The sequence below is a fragment of the Rhizobium sp. RM genome, assembly GCF_013390595.1.
Lineage (GTDB): Bacteria > Pseudomonadota > Alphaproteobacteria > Rhizobiales > Rhizobiaceae > Agrobacterium.
In genome coordinates, this window is record NZ_JACAWV010000008.1 from 314,883 (window position 1) to 330,120 (window position 15,238).

The 15,238-nt window shown below is 57.1% G+C and carries 11 protein-coding genes; 9 read left to right on the plus strand and 2 right to left on the minus strand.

Annotation, left to right across the window (positions count from 1 at the left end):
• Nucleotides 1–200: 200 nt before the first annotated feature.
• The 6 genes from scpC (at nucleotide 201) to HWX89_RS10460 (ending at nucleotide 7,265) form a co-directional block, all read left to right on the plus strand.
• Nucleotides 201–1,697 carry a succinyl-CoA:acetate CoA-transferase ScpC gene (gene scpC / locus HWX89_RS10435; RefSeq protein WP_138794417.1) on the plus strand — a complete coding sequence of 499 codons (1,497 nt, stop codon included), beginning with the start codon at nucleotides 201–203 and terminating at the stop codon, nucleotides 1,695–1,697.
• Between the two features lie 145 nt (nucleotides 1,698–1,842).
• Entirely contained in the window at nucleotides 1,843–3,165 is a 1,323-nt protein-coding gene (locus tag HWX89_RS10440; protein ID WP_138794418.1) for an alpha/beta hydrolase, read from the plus strand.
• A 70-nt stretch (nucleotides 3,166–3,235) separates the two neighbouring features.
• On the plus strand, nucleotides 3,236–4,273 hold the full coding sequence (locus HWX89_RS10445; protein WP_138794419.1) for a 4-hydroxyproline epimerase: 1,038 nt from the start codon (nucleotides 3,236–3,238) through the stop codon (nucleotides 4,271–4,273).
• 172 nt (nucleotides 4,274–4,445) lie between these two features.
• The gene (pyrC, locus tag HWX89_RS10450; RefSeq protein ID WP_138794420.1) at nucleotides 4,446–5,483 is read left to right on the plus strand and encodes a dihydroorotase; all 1,038 of its coding nucleotides are present in this window, start codon (nucleotides 4,446–4,448) and stop codon (nucleotides 5,481–5,483) included.
• 69 nt (nucleotides 5,484–5,552) lie between these two features.
• Complete coding sequence (locus HWX89_RS10455) at nucleotides 5,553–6,251, plus strand: orotate phosphoribosyltransferase (protein ID WP_138794421.1); 699 nt, start codon at nucleotides 5,553–5,555, stop codon at nucleotides 6,249–6,251.
• A gap of 87 nt (nucleotides 6,252–6,338) precedes the next feature.
• On the plus strand, nucleotides 6,339–7,265 hold the full coding sequence (locus HWX89_RS10460) for a carbohydrate kinase family protein (RefSeq protein WP_138794422.1): 927 nt from the start codon (nucleotides 6,339–6,341) through the stop codon (nucleotides 7,263–7,265).
• Between the two features lie 150 nt (nucleotides 7,266–7,415).
• Here the strand turns inward: HWX89_RS10460 and pgi are convergent, their stop codons facing one another.
• Complete coding sequence (pgi, locus tag HWX89_RS10465) at nucleotides 7,416–9,041, minus strand: glucose-6-phosphate isomerase (RefSeq protein WP_138794423.1); 1,626 nt, start codon at nucleotides 9,039–9,041, stop codon at nucleotides 7,416–7,418.
• Nucleotides 9,042–9,149: 108 nt separating this feature from the next.
• On the minus strand, nucleotides 9,150–10,859 hold the full coding sequence (locus HWX89_RS10470) for a long-chain fatty acid--CoA ligase (RefSeq protein ID WP_138794424.1): 1,710 nt from the start codon (nucleotides 10,857–10,859) through the stop codon (nucleotides 9,150–9,152).
• A 341-nt stretch (nucleotides 10,860–11,200) separates the two neighbouring features.
• On the opposite strand from HWX89_RS10470, the gene HWX89_RS10475 reads away from it, so the two are divergent.
• From HWX89_RS10475 to HWX89_RS10485, 3 genes are all read left to right on the plus strand, one after another.
• Nucleotides 11,201–12,256, plus strand: a complete 1,056-nt coding sequence (locus HWX89_RS10475) for an ABC transporter ATP-binding protein (RefSeq protein WP_138794425.1) — start codon at nucleotides 11,201–11,203, stop codon at nucleotides 12,254–12,256.
• Between the two features lie 152 nt (nucleotides 12,257–12,408).
• Nucleotides 12,409–13,425: a Fe(3+) ABC transporter substrate-binding protein gene (locus HWX89_RS10480; RefSeq protein WP_138794426.1), complete on the plus strand. Its 1,017-nt coding sequence runs from the start codon at nucleotides 12,409–12,411 to the stop codon at nucleotides 13,423–13,425.
• A 69-nt stretch (nucleotides 13,426–13,494) separates the two neighbouring features.
• A complete protein-coding gene (locus HWX89_RS10485) occupies nucleotides 13,495–15,171 on the plus strand; it encodes an ABC transporter permease (RefSeq protein ID WP_138794427.1) in 1,677 nt (558 codons plus the stop codon).
• Nucleotides 15,172–15,238 lie beyond the last annotated feature (67 nt).

Genomic DNA, 15,238 nt, shown 5'->3' on the forward strand with positions numbered 1-15,238 from the left:
CTCTCTCCCACGGCAAGCTGCAGAGGCAAAATGCTTCCTTGAACCTGTCGCATTCGTGCGCCAGTCGCAACAGGGGAATATGCCTTGCAATATTCTTCGTGCATGGCTTGATCTATGTCAGTTTCCACGCCGCAAGACCGCGCGACAATCATCACGGTGTCGGAGAGCCGTCATCGTGAACGCATATCAGGGAGAAGAGCATGCTCGAGGAGCGCATCCGCAACGCGTCGTTGTTGAAAAGGATTGTCACGGCTGATGAGGCCGCAAGCCTTATCAAGGATGGCATGACTGTCGGCATGAGCGGATTTACCCGTGCGGGTGAGGCGAAGGCCGTACCGCTGGCGCTTGCTGAGCGTGCCAAGACCCACCCGATGCAAATCACCCTGATGACAGGCGCCTCGCTTGGCAACGACCTCGACAAGACCATGGTCGAGGCGGGCATGCTGGCGCGTCGCATGCCCTTCCAGTCTGATCCGGCTCTGCGCAAGGCAATCAACGAGGGCAAGGTGATGTTCATCGACCAGCACCTTTCCGAGACAGTCGAGCAGCTTCGTGGGGGGCAGATCCATGGTGTCGATATCGCTATCGTCGAGGCGGTGGCGATCACCTCGGATGGCGGCATCGTGCCGACCACATCGGTCGGCAATTCGGCAAGCTTTGCCATCCTCGCTGACAAGGTAATCGTCGAAATCAATCTTTCGCAACCGGCCGTCCTTGAAGGACTGCACGACATTTTCATTCCGGCCAAGCGACCGACCCGCATGCCCATTCCGGTCGTCGCCCCTGATAGCCGCGTCGGCCTGCCATTCATTCCGGTGCCGCCGGAAAAGATTGCGGCGATCGTCCTGAGTGACAAGTCGGACAGTTTTTCGACCGTGCTGCCGCCGGACGCCGAAACAAAGGCGATTGCCGGCCACCTGAGCGATTTTCTGCTGAACGAAGTCGAGCAGGGGCGTATGGGCTATGAACTTCAGCCCTTGCAGGCAGGTATCGGCACAATCGCCAACGCCGTGTTGCACGGTTTCATCGATACGCCGTTTCACGATCTCAAGATGTATTCCGAGGTTCTGCAGGATTCGACCTTCGAACTTTTCGATGCCGGAAAGCTGGTTTTTGCGTCTGGCTCATCGATCACGCTGTCGTCCGAAATGAACGACCGCGTCATGCCGCGACTGGGTGATTACAAGAACCGGCTGATTTTGCGCCCGCAGGAGGTCAGCAACCATCCGGAAGTCATTCGGCGACTTGGCATCATCGGTATCAACACGGCGCTTGAATTCGACATCTACGGCAACGTGAACTCCACCCATGTCGGTGGAACGCACATGATGAACGGCATTGGCGGTTCGGGTGATTTCGCACGCAACGCCTACATGTCGATCTTCGTGACAAAATCGATTGCCAAGGGCGGTGCGATCTCCAGTGTCGTTCCTATGGTCAGCCATGTCGATCATACCGAGCATGACGTTGATATTCTGGTGACAGAGATGGGGCTTGCAGATCTTCGCGGGTTGGCTCCACGCGAGCGTGCGCCGGTTATTATCGCAAACTGTGTGCACCCGGATTACCGCGACGCACTCATGGATTATTACGAACGCGCAGCGGCACGTGGCGGACACACGCCACATCTCCTTGAGGAAGCATTTTCATGGCATGTGGCGTTGCGTGAGCATGGAACGATGTTGCCCAAAGGTTGAGACGATTGGGTCTCTTTGGACACACCGGACAGGAAATGCACCCGGGCACGGTCCCCGGTTGCTAGCCTAAATGGTCAGCCTTGGGTAGAAATCCTGAACGCTTGGCCGTTTTCCGGCTGCTTGTTGGTTGTGGGAGAATGACCTGATGCCCTTTCGCTTCGTGGCCATGATCGCCATCGTTGCTTTGCTTGCCGGGTGCGGCGGGCGGCCCATTGGAGTAATGACGCCAACAGGAACGACTGTGGCAGGCACGACTCCGGTCAACCTTCTAGTCGCGACGACACGCGCGCCATCGGATGATGCGGCCATTCTCTTCGGCGGCGAACGCGGTACTGGCCTGAAGGTTGATGCCGTTACCGTGTCGATCCCGCCTGATGCCAATCGCAAGGTGGGCCAGGTGCAGTGGCCGAAAAAGCTGCCGCCCGATCCGCTGAAGGATTTCACGACAGTCGCGGTCGAACCGATCCCGTCGGAAGCGGCCACGAGAAGCTGGATCGGCCGACATATCCAGAAGGATCGGCGGGTTCTTGTCTTCGTTCACGGCTTCAACAACCGGTACGAGGAATCCGTTTATCGCTTTGCACAGATCGTGCATGATTCCGGTACGGACGTCGTTCCCGTGGTCTTCACCTGGCCGTCTCGCGCCAGCATTTTCGACTACAACTACGACAAGGAAAGCACCAACTATTCGCGGGATGCTCTGGAAGAGATGCTGACGCGTCTGGCGAAAGACAAATCCATCAGCGAAGTCACCGTCATGGCGCATTCCATGGGGACTTGGCTCGCCGTGGAAGCATTGCGCCAGATGGCAATCCGCAATGGCCGCGTCGATCCGAAAATCAGCAATGTCATTCTGGCTGCGCCTGACCTTGATGTGGATGTTTTCAGCCGGCAGTTCGCAAGTCTTGGCAAGACGCCGCCCAAGTTCACGCTGTTCGTCTCGCAGGATGACCGGGCACTCAGCCTGTCGCGTCGCATCTCCGGCAATGTTGATCGTCTGGGGCAGATCGATCCGTCCGTTGAGCCCTATCGCAGCGAACTGGAAAAAGCAGGCATCACCGTTCTGGATTTGACCAAGCTTCAATCCGGCGATCGCTTGAATCATGGAAAATTCGCCGAAAGCCCGGAGGTCGTGCGGTTGATCGGTGATCGCCTGATCGCCGGACAGACTGTGACGGATTCGGATGTTGGTTTGGGCGAAGCCTTGGGCGCTGTCAGTATCGGCGCTGCACAAACGGTCGGAACGGCTGCCAGCGTTGTGGTCAGTGCTCCGATCGCCGTCTTTGACCCGCGTACACGCGAGAATTACGGTCGCCAGGTGGAACGGCTTGGCCGGTCGGTTGAAAACACCGTTGGCTCCGTGGGCGATACGGCCGGCGCTGTGGTGGATGAGGACGCACTTCGCGCCTCCGGCCTCAACTGCAATGCGGCCGCCAATCGCAACCGGGCCGAATGCCGTAACCGCTGATATCTTTGTGTACAGTTTGTATTTTTGTGGATATGGTCCGGTTCAGACGTAAACTTCCGGAGTAAGTCCCATGCGTTGGAAACGCACCCTCCAGCTTCTCGATGTTCATTGCGAAGGCGAAATCGGCCGTGTCGTGACGGGCGGCGCACCGAAAATTCCCGGTAATACGGTTGCCGAGCAGCTTGACTGGATGAACACTGATCCCAAAGGGCATGCGCTTCGTCGCTTTCTCACTCTGGAGCCTCGTGGTACGCCGATGGGCTCGGTCAATCTGTTGTTGCCGCCGAAGCATCCTGATGCGCACGCTGCGTTTGTCATCCTTCAGCCGGATCAGGCCCATGCGAGCTCAGGCTCGAACTCCATCTGCGCCACCACGGCCTTGCTGGAAAGCGGCATGGTAGAGATGCAGGAGCCGGAAACCGTCGTCATGCTGGAAACAGCGGCCGGTCTGGTCAAAGCAACTGCCACCTGCCGTGATGGGCGCTGCGAGAAGGTGAAGCTCACCATGGTGCCATCCTTCGTGCACGAACTTGATGTCAGCATCGACACGCCCGAATGGGGCAAGGTAACAATGGACATCTCCTACGGTGGCATCTTCTACGCGCTGGTTGACGTCCGCCAGATCGGCCTGACGATCGACAAGGCCAATGCCGCGAAACTGGTTGCGGCCGGCATGACGCTGAAGGACATCGTCAATCGCGAAGTGAAGGTCGTTCATCCGGAAATTCCGGCGATCTCTGGTGTTGCTTATGTGATGTTCCGCGATGTCGATCACGACGGATCGATCCGCACCTGCACGACGATGTGGCCGGGACGCGCAGACCGTTCTCCCTGCGGCACGGGTAACTCCGCCAATCTTGCGACGCTTTATGCGCGCGGCAAGGTCAAGGTCGGAGATGAATACAAATCGCGCTCCATCATCGGTTCGGAATTCGACGTCGGGCTTTCCGCCGTCACCGAGGTAGCGGGTCGCCCCGCCGTTATCCCGACCATTGCCGGTCGCGGTTTCACCTTCGGGCTACATCAGGTCGGTCTCGATCCATTCGACCCGCTGGCGGATGGGTTTGCCATGACCGATGTCTGGGGGCCGCAGGCCGGCGGCATCTGACGCCTCCGAAAAAAATGCCGTCAACAGCCGCCGATTTGTTTCAGCGGCTGTTTTCTTTTGATGAAAGATGCTAAGCGGGCCGGACTCCAGAAAGCTGTCGGTCTTGTTTTACGCATGTCGTGATCGCAAAACCGCAGCATATTTTGCGCGACATGCTTTAGAGGTTCCCACGATGAAGTCGATCACCCTTCGCCGCCCCGATGACTGGCATCTGCATTTGCGCGATGGCGCCGTTCTGGAAGGTGTGATTGCCGATACAAGTCGCCATTTTGCGCGCGCCATCATCATGCCGAACCTTGTTCCTCCGGTCGTAACGACGGCGGATGCTCGCGCCTATCGTGAGCGGATCGTCAAGGCCATTCCGGCTGGTGACCGTTTCGAGCCGTTGATGACACTTTACCTGACCGAAGACACAAATGCTGACGACGTCGAGGAAGGCAAGAAAAGCGGTCTGATCCATGCCGTCAAACTTTACCCGGCTGGTGCCACCACGAACTCGCATGGCGGTGTCAGGGACCTGAACAAGGTCGCGCCGGTGCTGGAGCGTATGGCGAAAATTGGTCTGCCGCTGTGCGTGCATGGCGAAGTCACGACGCCGGAAGTCGATATCTTTGACCGCGAGAAAGCCTTTATCGACACCGTTCTGGAACCGCTTCGTCAGCGCCTGCCGGAACTGAAAGTGACGATGGAGCATGTCACGACCAAGGATGGCGTAGATTACATCAAGTCCTCCAAGGCAAATCTCGCTGGTTCCATCACCACGCACCACTTGATCATCAACCGTAACGCCATTCTGGTTGGCGGTATCAAGCCGCATTATTATTGCCTGCCTGTTGCCAAGCGTGAGGAACATCGTCTGGCGTTGCGCGCCGCCGCCATTTCCGGCGATGCGCGCTTCTTCCTCGGCACGGACTCCGCCCCGCATGTCGATCCGCTGAAGGAGTGCGCCTGTGGTTGCGCCGGTATCTATACATCGATCAATACGATGAGCTGCCTTGCTCACGTTTTCGAGCAGGAAAACGCTCTCGAGAAGCTGGAAGCCTTCACCTCGCTGAACGGCCCTGCATGGTACGGCCTGTCGCCAAACGAAGACACCATCACCCTGGTCAAACGGGAGGAGCAGGTCAGCTTCCCCGACAAGATCGAGACCGGCGCCGGACTGGTAACGGTCTTCGATCCGATGTTCCCGCTTCACTGGGACGTCCAATAAATCCTTCAATTGCTGCCGGATTCTCCGGCAGTTTTTATATGCACTGATGACGAAAAGAGGAAAACGCCGATGTCCCAGTTCACATTTACCGATCGCGCCGTGGTGGCGGAGCTTGTCGCAAAGATGCTGTGGGAGATAAAGGCGGTTCATTTCAATTCGGAAAGCCCCTACACCTTCGCATCGGGCATGAAGAGCCCTGTCTACATCGACATGCGCAAGCTGATTTCCTATCCGCGTATCCGTTCTGCGGTGATGGACTTCGCGGCGGCGAAGATCGTGGCCGATGCGGGCTTCGAGAAATTCGATTGCGTGGCCGGTGGTGAAACGGCGGGCATTCCTTTTGCCGCCTTCCTTGCCGAGCGCCTCGGTCTGCCGATGATCTACTGCCGCAAGAAACCGAAGGGCCACGGCCGTAACGCGCAGATCGAAGGCCATATGCCCGAAGGTGCACGCGTTCTCGTTATTGAGGATCTGACGACAGCCGGCGGTTCGATGTTCACCTTCATCGACGCCATTCGTGCAGCCGGTGGCATCGTCGACCACGGCATCGCGCTGTTTTACTACGGCATCTTCAGGGAAGCCGAGGCGCGCTTTGCCAATGGCAATGTGGCGCTGCACTACCTCAGCACCTGGCGCGATGTTCTTGCTGTGGCGCGCAAGGAAAAACTGTTCGATGACAAGACCTTGTCCGAAGTCGAGGCCTTCCTAGACAATCCGCTGCCGTGGTCGGCAAAGCATGGTGGCGTCAGCGAATTGCCGCAATCGTAATTTGGGATGGCGTGTGGCTGGCCTTTTCGCCAGCCATCGTCTAAATCGATTTAAGTCCATTTGATTTATGGTTTGAGGAGGACCGTGATGATCCTGTGTTGTGGTGAAGCCCTTATCGACATGCTGCCTCGGCAGACAACGTTGGGAGAGGCGAGTTTTGCCCCTTACGCAGGTGGTGCGGTCTTCAATACGGCGATTGCGCTCGGTCGCCTCGGTGTGCCCTCGGCTTTTTTCTCGGGCATTGCCGATGACATGATGGGTGAAATTCTGAAGGATACCCTGAAGGCCAGCAACGTTGACTTCAGCCTGTGCGCCTTCTCCAACCGCCCGTCGACGATCGCCTTCGTCAAGCTGGTGGATGGGCACGCGACCTACGCTTTTTATGACGAAGGTACCGCCGGACGTATGTTGTCGGAAGATGATTTACCGGCACTTGGAGCAGATTGCGAGGCCATGCATTTCGGTGCCATCAGCCTCATTCCCGAGCCATGCGGCAGCACCTATGAGGCGCTGTTGGTGCGCGAGCATGAAAAGCGTGTCATCTCGCTTGATCCCAATATTCGCCCCGGCTTTATCAAGGACAAGCAGAAACATCTCGAGCGCATCAGCCGCATGGCGGCGATGTCCGACATCGTGAAGTTCTCCGACGAGGATCTGGCCTGGTTCGGGCTGGAGGGTGATGAAGATACGCTTGCCCGCCATTGGCTGCTTCATGGCGCAAAACTGGTTGTTGTCACCCGTGGCGCCAAAGGTGCGGTCGGTTATACATCGAACCTGAAGGTTGAAGTCGCATCCGAACGCGTTGAGGTCGTCGATACCGTTGGTGCGGGTGATACATTCGATGCCGGCATTCTCGCTTCGCTGAAAATTCAGGGTCTGCTGACAAAGGCGCAAGTCTCCGTACTGACGGAAGAGCAGATCCGCAAGGCGCTCGCCCTTGGCGCCAAGGCTGCTGCGGTAACGGTTTCGCGCGCCGGTGCAAATCCGCCATGGGCGCATGAGATCGGGCTCTAATCCATAGCACAATCTCTGAATCAGCGTGTCCGCGATCGGCTCGCTGCGTCGTAGTTGTTGTTCCGCGACAGATCGATTCAACCAAGACCTTGAATGAGAAAAGCCGGAAGTTTCCTTCCGGCTTTTGCATATGATCGTGTCAGTGTTTTTTTACTTCGCCAAACCTGCCAGCGTCGCGACGAGACCCTGAGTCGAGCTGTCATGGCCGGCAGCGCTTTCCTTGCCTTCGACAACGGGCAGCAGGCCGGTTGCCAGTTCCTTGCCAAGCTCAACGCCCCACTGGTCGAAGGAGTTGATGCGGAACAGGACGCCTTCCACGAACACACGGTGCTCATAGAGAGCGATGAGGCGGCCGAGCGCGAATGGCGTCAGCTTGTCATAGACGAAGGTGATCGAGGGGCGGTTGCCGGTAAAGACGCGGTGTGGCGCGATGAAGTCGGCCAGTTTGTCTTCCATTCCCTTGGACGTGAGCTGAGCCTTCGCTTCTGCCAGCGTGCGGCCCTTCATCAGTGCTTCGGACTGTGCAAGGCAATTGGCAATGAGAAGCTGGTGCTGGTGGCGCAATTCAGGCTCGAAGCCGTTTGCCGCGATCATGAATTCAGCCGGAATGACGCTCGTGCCCTGGTGGATGAGCTGGTAGAAAGCGTGCTGGCCATTGGTGCCGGGTTCACCCCAGACGACAGGGCCAGATTGACCTTCAACCGGCGTACCTTCGATGGTGACACCCTTGCCGTTGGATTCCATGTCGAGTTGCTGCAGGTAAGCCGGGAAGCGCGACAGGCGCTGATCATAAGGCAGGATCGCCCGTGTCGGATAATCGAGCACGTTGCGATGATAGAAGCCGATAAGGCCAAGCAGCATCGGCAGGTTTTCGCGGACTGGCGCTTCGCGGAAGTGCTTGTCCATGGCGTGCGCGCCATCGAGGAACTTGCCGAAGTTTTCCGGGCCAATGGCAATCATCAGTGGCAGACCGATGGCCGACCAGATCGAATAACGTCCGCCGACCCAATCCCAGAAACCGAAGACGCGGTCGCTTTCGATACCGAACGCCGAGACTTTCTCAAGGGCGGTGGAAACCGCCGCGAAATGATGCTTGACGGCGCTTTCACCGAGCTTGTCGGCGATAAACTTGCGGGCCGTTGCCGCATTCGTCATCGTCTCGATCGTCGTGAACGTCTTCGAAGCGATGATGAAAAGGGACGTTTCCGGGTCGATCAGCTTCAGCGTATCGGCAATGTGCGCACCGTCGATGTTGGAAACGAAATGCGCGCGTGGGCCATCGTGGAATGGAGCCAGTGCCAGCGTCGCCATCACTGGGCCGAGGTCGGAGCCGCCGATGCCGATATTGACGACGTCGGTGATTTTCTTGCCGGTCGAACCCTTAAGAAAGCCCGAGCGGATTGCATCGGCAAACTTGCCCATCGACGCCAGAACGCCGTTGACGTCAGACATCACGTCCTTGCCGTCGACCAGCACTGGCGTGTTCGAGCGGTTGCGCAATGCGGTATGAAGAACGGCACGGTCTTCGGTGAAGTTGATGGCCTTGCCGGTAAACATTTCTTCGCGCTTGGCTTCAACGCCGCCTTCGACTGCCAGCTTCTCAAGCAGTGCAATGATGTCGTCGTTCACGGCGCATTTCGAATAGTCCATCAGCAAGTCATCGAATTTTGCGCTGAAACGGCTGAATCGCTTGTCGTCGGCCGCAAAGGCGGCACGAAGATCGGTTGCGGCAGTGCTGCTCGCCGTTGCTTTCAGTTTTTCGATGATGGCCTGCATTTTATGCTCCTCGGCTCCGTGGAAGGATGAGGAAACTATTCTCTTTCAGTCGTCCAAATCAAGGCGACTTTGACAAAAGAAAAGAGCCGGTCTCCCGGCTCTTTCGGATCAGTTGAGATTGCGCAATTCGCGCCGCAAAATCTTCCCGACATTCGATTTGGGAAGTTCGGTGCGGAACTCGATGATCTTCGGTCTTTTGTAGTTGGTCAGGCTTTTGGCGCAGAAGGCTTTCAGGTCCGCTTCGGTCAAGGCGGGATCTTTCTTGACAACGAACAGCTTGACGATTTCTCCAGAGTGTTCGTCGGGAATGCCAATTGCGGCGCATTCCAGTACTCCCGGATGAGCCGCAGCCACTTCCTCAACCTCGTTCGGGTAAACGTTGAAGCCGGATACGAGAATCATGTCCTTCTTCCGGTCAACAATCTTGGTGTAACCGCGATCGTCCATGAAGCCCATGTCGCCGGAACGGAAAAAGCCGTCCGCGGTCATGACCTTGGCCGTCTCGTCCGGTCGCTGCCAATATCCGGCCATCACCTGCGGTCCGCGAATGCATATTTCGCCGATGTCGCCCGACGGAAGGCTGTTACCATCTTCATCACGAATATCGATTTCCGTAGAGGAGATCGGCAGGCCGATCGTGCCGCTGAATTCTGCCGCATCCAGCCGGTTGACGGTCGCAACAGGCGACGTTTCCGAAAGACCGTATCCTTCTGTGATCGGGCAGCCGATCATCGCCAGCCAGCGCTCGGCAACCGGTCTTTGCACCGCCATACCGCCGCCCAGAACGAGGATCAGCGACGAGAGATCGAGCTTGCGGAAATCCTCATTGTTCATCATGGCGTTGAACAGCGTATTGATACCGGGGAAGATATGCGGCCGGTAGTGCGACAGCTCCTTCACGAAGCCCGGAATATCGCGAGGATTGGCGATCAAGAGATTATGGCCGCCGAGAGCAATACCCATCAGCGAGTTCACGGTCAGCGCGAAAATGTGGCAAAGCGGCAATGCGCAGACGAAGTTCAAAACCTCGGGGCGGTTCTTGGTTGCGAAGGCTGCATCAAGCCACAGGCTGATCTGCATCTTGTTGGCCAGGAGATTGGCATGGGTAAGCACCGCACCCTTCGAGATGCCTGTCGTACCGCCCGTGTACTGCAGGAAGGCGATATCCTGCGGCCCCAGCGCAGCCGGCTTCAGCTTGAGGTTTTCTCCTTCATGCAGTGCAGTTTTGAATGTCACTGACGCGGGGATGGCATATGCCGGAACCAGCTTCTTGACCTTGCGCACCACAAGATTGACGAGATGCCCTTTCAGCCCCAGAAGGTCGCCCATGGCCGCAATCACCACATGTCGCACGGCGGTTCTGGGAACGGCCTGTTGTGCGACATGCGCGAAGTTTTCCAGCACGAACAGTGCCTTGGCACCGGAATCCTTCAACTGGTGCTCAAGCTCTCTTGGGGTGTAGAGCGGGTTGACGTTGACCACGATCATTCCCGCCCGCAGAATGCCGTATACGACAACAGGGTTTTGCAGGATATTCGGCATCATCACCGCGACGCGGTCGCCTTTTTCCAGTCCACGCGATTGCAGCCAGGCCGCAACAGAACGCGTCATCTGGTCGAGTTCCCGATAGGAGATCGACTTTCCCATGCTGGAAAAGGCTTTCCTGTCGGAAAACTGCGCGCAGCTTTTCTCGAGAAGGTCGACAAGCGAAGCATGGCTTGGCGCGGGAATCTCTGAAGGGACACCCGGCGGGTAAGACGCCAACCAACGTTTTGCTACGTTGGCATTTTCCTGGTGGCCCAGGGTCATTTCACTCATGCTTCTCCTCCCAGAGTCTCCGTTGCATCCGGCGTTCTTAATCAACGCCTCGGACGCATCAAACTGTTTTCATCCGCAAATGCCGGGCGATCAATCCCAATCATCGACATCAATGCGGTGCCACCGGGTTGGCCGCTCCTCCTGCTTTCCGGTGACGATGATAGACGTGTTGCGACGCATCGTCCATCAGTGAACAAAACGTATTTAACTCTAACGTAAACGTCAATATTGCTGCCAAGAATGTTGTGCGCCTTCACTGAGGCGTGTGCGGCGGCGAGATTTTGACTTTAATCCTGATTTGAGCGATCAACATAATCAGTGACGAGAAGGCAGGACTGGAAATGGCAGGCAGTGCAGCGCTTGAACTGAAGGCGGTTGGAAAAAGCTACGGCGGCACGAACGTGCTGTCCGATATCGACCTGACTGTCGAGCGCGGCGAGATCATCTGCCTCGTTGGCCGCTCTGGCTGTGGAAAATCGACGCTGCTGCGCATTGTTGCGGGCGTGGAAACACCGGAGCAGGGCGCCGTCTTTCTCAATGCTACCGAGGTTGCCGGTCCTTCCGTTTTTGTGGAGCCCGAAACGCGCAACATCGGCTTCGTGTTTCAGGACTACGCGCTTTTCCCGCATCTGACGGTCGAACAGAACGTGATGTTTGGCCTTAAATCTCTGCCGAAGGCGCAAAAGCGCCAGCGGGCAGAAGAGATGATCCATCATGTCCACCTTCAGGATCTGGCCAAACGCTACCCCCATACGCTTTCGGGAGGGGAGCAGCAGCGTGTTGCGCTGGCGCGTGCGCTTGCGCCGCAGCCCAGCCTTTTGCTGATGGATGAACCTTTTTCCAATCTGGATCGCGGTTTGCGAGACAGCGTGCGCGAAGAGACGCTTGGGCTGCTTCGCCAGTTGGGAACAACCGTAATCATGGTCACACACGATCCGGAAGAGGCTTTGTCTGCCGGCGACCGCGTCGTGTTGATGCAGCGTGGCCGGATCGTGCAGGTCGGTACGGGTTATGAAATGCACGACCATCCCGAGACCCGCTACGCGGCCGACTTCTTCTGTGCCTTCAACAAGATCGATGGCACGGTCAGCCAGGGCAAGGTTTCAACGCCACTCGGTCTTATAGGCGATGCCTCCCATTTTTCCGAGGGGCAGGCGGCCATAGCCTACGTCCGTCCCAATGCGATTTCGATCCTTGAGGACCATGACGTCAAGGACGGTATTGCAGGTGAGATATCGAGCCGCGTCTTCCTTGGCGAAATCGAGCAGCTCGGAATTGCCGTGCCCGGTCTGGCGCATGATCTTCGCGTCAGGACGATGCGACGCACGCCCGCCAAAACAACGGCGGTCCGTTTCGGTATCGATCCGTCGGGCGTGCTGATATTCACCACAGGTTGAATAGAGAGTTTTTGTCTCGCCTGTTGGGCTTATTTTCAACTTTTGGTGATCGTGACGGCTGCCTGAACGTCCAGATAAAACTTGATTTGATACATCAGGTATGATGTCTGCTGCCCATCTTGTGTGACGTTTAAGAGGGAGTAGACGATACCATGACAAAGCTTTCCAACATTGCCCTGCTAGCAAGCACGGCTGCTTTTGCTGCCGGTACAGCCGCTGCGGCCGAATTGAACATCTACACAACCCGCGAACCCGGCCTTGTCCAGCCGCTTCTCGATTCCTTTACGGCATCGAGCGGTATCAAGGTCAACACCGTGTTTTTGAAGGACGGTCTTGCAGAGCGCGTGTTGAGCGAAGGAGCGAGTTCGCCAGCAGATATTCTCATGGCAGTTGATGCCGGCAATCTTGTCGACCTGGCTGAAAAGGGCGTAACGCAGCCGGTGGAATCCGAGGTTCTGACCAAGGCAATTCCGGCGGAGCTTCGCGATGGAAAAGGCAACTGGTTTGCCTTGTCGATGCGCGCACGCGTTCTCTATGCGGCTAAGGACGTCGACTTGACCTCGTTCAACTACGAGGATCTGGCGGACTCCAAATGGAAGGGCAAGGTCTGCATCCGCTCTGGCCAGCACCCATACAACACCGCGCTTTTTGCAGATTACATTGCCCACCACGGTGCTGAAGAGACCGAAAAGTGGCTTGCAGGTGTAAAGGACAATCTGGCGCGCAAGGCTGGCGGCGGTGATCGCGACGTTGCCAAGGATATTCTTGGTGGCATTTGCGATATTGGTATCGCCAATTCATACTATGTCGGCCTGATGCGCTCCGGCAAGGGCGGTGAGGAACAGGTCAAGTGGGGCGATGCGATCAAGGTAGTTCTGCCGACCTTTAAGGACGGCGGTACGCAGGTCAACATCAGCGGCGCAGCCGTCGCCAAGAATGCACCGAACAAAGCCGAAGCCGTCAAGCTACTGGAGTATCTCGTTTCGGATGAAGCCCAGAAGATCTACGCCGAAGCCAACTATGAATATCCGGTCAAGCAGGGTGCTGCTCTGAACGAGATCATTGCGTCTTTCGGTACCTTGAAGATCGATAACAAGCCGCTGACGGAAATCGTCTCCCATCGCAAGCAGGCGAGCGAGTTGGTCGACAAGGTTGGCTTCGACAACTAAACGTCGAATTCACAATGAAAAGAGGGCGCTCGCTGATGCGGGCGCCTTTGCCTGTTTGTAGAAAAGCGCATGATCTCAGACACCATTCAGCGACCAGTAGCGCGCACCGGGACAAGGTTTCGCTCCTCGTTCTGGTGGCTCTGCCTGTCGTTGCTTGCCGCGATTGCCTCGATGGTTCCGGTGCTGGCGCTGGTTTCGCAGGCCATTCAGGGCTCTGAGGGGCTCTGGGCACATTTGCGATCGACCGTTCTGATGACGGCGCTGCCGGAAACGGTCGTTCTCTTGGCGGGTGTCGGCCTGTTGGCGGGGGTGGTCGGAACCTGTTCCGCCTGGCTTGTCACCGCTTATGACTTTCCAGGGCGAAAAATGTTGGAATGGGCGTTGCTGTTGCCGCTTGCCATGCCGACCTACATCGTCGCCTATGCCTATCTGGATATTCTCCACCCGATTGGCCCCGTGCAGGGTGCTGTCAGGTGGCTGCTTGGATACTCCAGCCCACGGGAATTCCGCCTGCCGGATATACGCTCCATGGCAGGCTGCATCATTCTTCTCGGTTTTGTTCTCTTCCCCTACATCTACATTCCTGTCCGGGCCATGTTTCTGACGCAGGCCGGCAATCTTCTTGAAGCGGCCCGCATGCTTGGCGTCTCGCGCCATGCCGCATTCATGAAGGTTGCAATTCCCTTGGCGCGACCGGCCATCGCCGTCGGGGTCAGTCTCGCCCTGATGGAGGCGTTGAATGATATTGGCGCTTCGGAGTTTCTCGGCGTGCGCACGCTGACAGTCTCCGTCTACACCACCTGGATCACCAAATCCGATCTGCCGGGTGCCGCGCAAATTGCGCTGTTCATGTTGTTTATCGTTGTCGGCCTGGTGGCATTGGAGCGGTGCGCTCGGCGCAAGCAGCGATATGCTTCCTCAGCGCAGAAAAACAGAGAACTGGAATCGGTCAGGCTTTACGGCCTGAAGGCCCTGGCAGCGTTTGGCCTCGGTATGCTGCCCGTCGTCATCGGCTTTATTGCACCCGCCACCTATCTCGTGGTTGAGGCCTGGAAGCGTTTTCAGTTCAATGGTCTTTCGGCGCGCTTTGCCAGTGAAGCGCTCAACACCATCGTTTTTGCTGGTATCGCAACTCTGATGACGGTTTTCTTCGGACTTGTCGTGGCCTATGCCATGCGGCTTGCTCCTGGTCGAGCTTCGCTCTGGTCGTTTCGGTTTTCAACGGTAGGATACGCAGCGCCGGGAACGGTAATTGCAATTGGTGTGCTGATTGCACTGGGCGGCTTCGACCGTTTTCTCGATGCAAGCATGAAAGAGATTTTTGGTATTTCCACCGGTCTGCTGATGATCGGCAGTGGTGCAGCCCTGATTTACGCCTATACGGCGCGCTTTCTGACCATCGCGGCGGGCGGTATTGATGCAGGATTGAGCCGCATTCCCCTGTCCTTCGACCATGCATCTCGCACCCTTGGACGCTCGGCTACTCAGACCTTTCGACAGATTCATCTGCCGCTATCCAGAGCATCTCTGGCTGCCGCAGGCCTTCTGGTCTTTGTGGATTGCGTCAAGGAATTGCCCGCAACCCTGCTGTTGCGACCGCTGAACTTCGAAACCTTTGCTACCCATCTTTACGGGGAAGCTGCACGCGGCACCTATGAGGAAGCATCGATTGCGGCCTTGGCAATCGTCTGTATCGGGATTCTCCCTGTCATGTTGCTCGCAAGGGTGGGCCGGCGCAGAGCGTAAGGTTGCGTCGCCTTGCGATCGTGTTTTGCGGCGCAAGAGGCCAAGAAGCTTCAAATCCTGCCAGAAA

Bases quoted from the DNA above. Each gene is read 5' to 3' on its own strand.
- pyrC (WP_138794420.1), top strand. From the start codon at position 4,446: ATGAAGTCGATCACCCTTCGCCGCCCCGATGACTGGCATCTGCATTTG.
- HWX89_RS10440 (WP_138794418.1), top strand. From the start codon at position 1,843: ATGCCCTTTCGCTTCGTGGCCATGATCGCCATCGTTGCTTTGCTTGCC.
- scpC (WP_138794417.1), top strand. From the start codon at position 201: ATGCTCGAGGAGCGCATCCGCAACGCGTCGTTGTTGAAAAGGATTGTC.
- HWX89_RS10470 (WP_138794424.1), bottom strand. From the start codon at position 10,859: ATGAGTGAAATGACCCTGGGCCACCAGGAAAATGCCAACGTAGCAAAA.
- HWX89_RS10460 (WP_138794422.1), top strand. From the start codon at position 6,339: ATGATCCTGTGTTGTGGTGAAGCCCTTATCGACATGCTGCCTCGGCAG.
- HWX89_RS10480 (WP_138794426.1), top strand. From the start codon at position 12,409: ATGACAAAGCTTTCCAACATTGCCCTGCTAGCAAGCACGGCTGCTTTT.
- HWX89_RS10475 (WP_138794425.1), top strand. From the start codon at position 11,201: ATGGCAGGCAGTGCAGCGCTTGAACTGAAGGCGGTTGGAAAAAGCTAC.
- HWX89_RS10485 (WP_138794427.1), top strand. From the start codon at position 13,495: ATGATCTCAGACACCATTCAGCGACCAGTAGCGCGCACCGGGACAAGG.
- HWX89_RS10455 (WP_138794421.1), top strand. From the start codon at position 5,553: ATGTCCCAGTTCACATTTACCGATCGCGCCGTGGTGGCGGAGCTTGTC.
- pgi (WP_138794423.1), bottom strand. From the start codon at position 9,041: ATGCAGGCCATCATCGAAAAACTGAAAGCAACGGCGAGCAGCACTGCC.
- HWX89_RS10445 (WP_138794419.1), top strand. From the start codon at position 3,236: ATGCGTTGGAAACGCACCCTCCAGCTTCTCGATGTTCATTGCGAAGGC.